The 3043-nt window shown below is 43.1% G+C and carries 3 protein-coding genes; 1 reads left to right on the top strand and 2 read right to left on the bottom strand.

The window, feature by feature from the left end:
* The first annotated feature begins 286 nt into the window (after positions 1–286).
* On the top strand, positions 287–1117 hold the full coding sequence (locus A3766_RS18010) for a hypothetical protein (RefSeq protein ID WP_068642640.1): 831 nt from the start codon (positions 287–289) through the stop codon (positions 1115–1117).
* Between the two features lie 69 nt (positions 1118–1186).
* Here A3766_RS18010 and A3766_RS18005 read toward each other — a convergent pair whose 3' ends face one another.
* Together A3766_RS18005 and A3766_RS18000 are read right to left on the bottom strand one after the other, a co-directional pair.
* Positions 1187–1684, bottom strand: a complete 498-nt coding sequence (locus A3766_RS18005) for a hypothetical protein (RefSeq protein ID WP_068509734.1) — start codon at positions 1682–1684, stop codon at positions 1187–1189.
* A 30-nt stretch (positions 1685–1714) separates the two neighbouring features.
* Positions 1715–3043: ATP-binding cassette domain-containing protein (locus tag A3766_RS18000; protein WP_068642638.1), on the bottom strand; the 1329-nt coding region annotated here is incomplete at its 5' end.

Raw genomic sequence — 3043 nt, 5'->3', positions numbered from 1 at the left:
CAACAGAACAATCACCTATCCATTTGTTTTATAGGTTTTTTTAAAATTATGCCTTTTTAACGAATTTATTATTCCACCAAAGAACAAATTCAATACAAAGCTGACTAACATATATTCTTGAGTCTTCAGAGCGTCGATAGAATTACCGAAAGCAGACAAAATCATGCGCAAAACAAAATAATTACAATCACTATGAACTTCATTCGCCAAACGCTTGTATGTTAAGCATTAAATACTACACTGAACTAAATATCTCGTTAGAAATAAAAACATGGAGTCGCAATTAATGTATTTCAAGAACATCACTTTTAACCGCCTAAGCGCTGTTATTCCATTTATTTTCGTATTGTTGTTCACATCAACACAAAGCCATGCGGCCGAGAATTCGTCAAAATCAGTCCTGGAAAACATCTACCAAAGCCAGATCAACTCTTATTATTCTATTAATGGCTTTTATAACTTCAGTGCAAACCAAGGTGCTCAAAAAGACCTGGAAGATATCAATGCCTCGCTCACAACAATGGCCGAGCTTTTTAACGCAATTCAAGGTGAAACAGATTCGGGTGAGACCTCGGAACAGTTTGAAGCAGTCGCCGCTGCATGGAAAGCCTACCAAAAAGTACTCAAGCAGAACGTACGTGAAGTTGAGAAGACAGGCTACCCTGACCTTCGCTTAGCGGGCGACATGGCGACCAATAACATTGCACTCAATGCAGCATTAAGCGGCCTTTATGATGCTATTCAAGCAGGCGCGAGTATAAAGCCAAGTAAGACAACCCAGCTAAGCCGTGATACAGCAACTAACCTTGCCCTAATGATGACCAAGTATTCAGCAAGAACAACTTCTACGGTTAGTCAGGTATATGCAGGCGGCGATGTCGATAAAGAAGTAACGATCGATTCTCTTGCTGAAGAGTTCGGTAAACAGCTGCAAGAATTGATGGCTATGGCTGAAGGTAAACAGACCTCGTTCAAGCTATTAGATTCTGCGAATACCAAATGGGACTTCATTAAGAACTCTTACGTAAATTACAACGAGAATCGTGTTAACTTCATCGTTAACCTTTACTCAAAAAAGATTATTAATGACATTGAGCAAGCTCTTGAGACGATGTAATTAATACTTAATAGTCTGAGACATAAAAAAACCGGGCCATGTAGCTCGGTTTTTTTATGTCTCAATTTTCTAGGCTAACCAATATTTCGCATATTGCTTACAGCTTTCCAGGCAGCGCTTAACGCTTTCCACCTCTTCCAGGGATTCTGGAGACTTTTGCTGCTCTCGCCACAACATAGCTAAGCCACCTTGTGAAATCACCAAGGCTTCACAGGTCTCAGGCAAGCCCTCAAAGACCCCCTCCTTTTCCAACGCCTCTTTGAGCTCATCCCTAGCGTCAAGCTCATGTGCATCGTGATCAACACTCAGGCGGATCACTCGCGCTTTGTGTGAACTTGGCTTGGCCTCTCTAGGCAACAAACACTCATACAAGGTATAAGGACGATAATTATCTATCCAATAAAAAAGTGACTTCGCCAGTTTTTCGTCGAGCAACCTTACCTTCAGCCCCAATTCCAGAGCACGTGCGCGCATTGCCGTCAGCGACTTTTCTCTGGGTGAAGGCATAACCCATAAAACCGACCCAAATACAGCCAAAGTAATGAGTAGCGCTACCCACAAACCCATTACACTGGCCCTCTATCGTTACGCTCTGATTTAAGCATCTTCCAACTCCATCCAACGTTCCATAGCAAGCGACAACTCATCTTCAAGTGCCGCTAGTTCAGCCGTAACAGATTCTATTTCTTCATGGTCTTTTTGATAAAACTCAGGCGACACAATAAGAGCCTGAAGCTCTTCAATCCTCGACTCCATTTTCTCTATTTTCGCAGGCAACTGTTCCAACTCGAGCTTTAATTTATAACTCAATTTTTTTGGTTTATTCTGCGAGACAGCAGGACTTTGTTTCTCGGTGGAACTGCTTGTTGGAACAAGTTCTTTTTCAAGCGGTTTAGCGGCATTGTCCTTATCGTTTGTATACTGCCCCTCTGTTGGTAAACGACCACCGGTTTGTCTGACCCAGTCATTATACCCACCAACATACTCGCCAATTTTCCCCTCACCTTCGAATACTAAGGTGCTCGTGACGACCTGATCTATAAAGTCCCGGTCATGACTGGTAATAAGCAGTGTTCCCTGAAACTGAGCCAAACGCTCTTCCAACAATTCCAAGGTATCAACATCAAGGTCGTTGGTTGGCTCATCCATTACAATAACGTTTGCCGGTTTGGCAAATAAACGCGCTAACAATAAGCGATTCGTTTCACCACCGGACAAGGCGGTGATAGGTGAGCGAGCACGCTCTGCTGTAAATAGAAAGTCATTGAGATAACTCATTACGTGACGGGACTTGCCATCCATTTCAACAAAGTCATGGCCATCGGCAACATTATCAAAAACTGTTTTAGTAAAATCCAGTCCACCTCGAAGCTGATCGAAATAAGCAACTTCCAGTTTACTCCCCAAACGTACAGACCCACTTGTTGGCTTTAACTGGTCAAGCAATACCTTCAATAAAGTCGTCTTACCGGCACCATTTGCTCCAATTAAGCCTATCCTGTCGCCTCGCATCACTGTTAATGAAAAATCATCAATAACCTTACGTCCCGAATCAAATGCAAGCGACACATGCTCGGCTTCTGCCACCAGCTTTCCTGACTTCTCCGCTTCGGCTATTTTTATTTCAGCCTTACCTTGCTGATTGACTCTTTGCTTACGCTCATCTCGCATGGCCTTTAAGGCCCTGACACGCCCTTCGTTTCGAGTACGCCTTGCTTTAATCCCCTGGCGAATCCAAACTTCTTCTTCAGACAAGCGCTTGTCAAACAAAGCATTTTGACGTTCTTCTTCCTCAAGCAAACGCTGTTTCTCTTTCAGGTAGTCGCTATAGCCTCCGTTAAAAGCTGTGATATTTCCCCTGTCCAACTCGATAATATTGGAGGCCAAAGCCTTAATAAACGCTCTATCGTGACTGACAAACAATAA

This window comes from Oleiphilus sp. HI0132, from assembly GCF_001635845.1.
The sequence above is the reverse complement of the archived record's forward strand: the minus strand, read 5'-3'. Positions and strand labels throughout refer to the sequence as shown.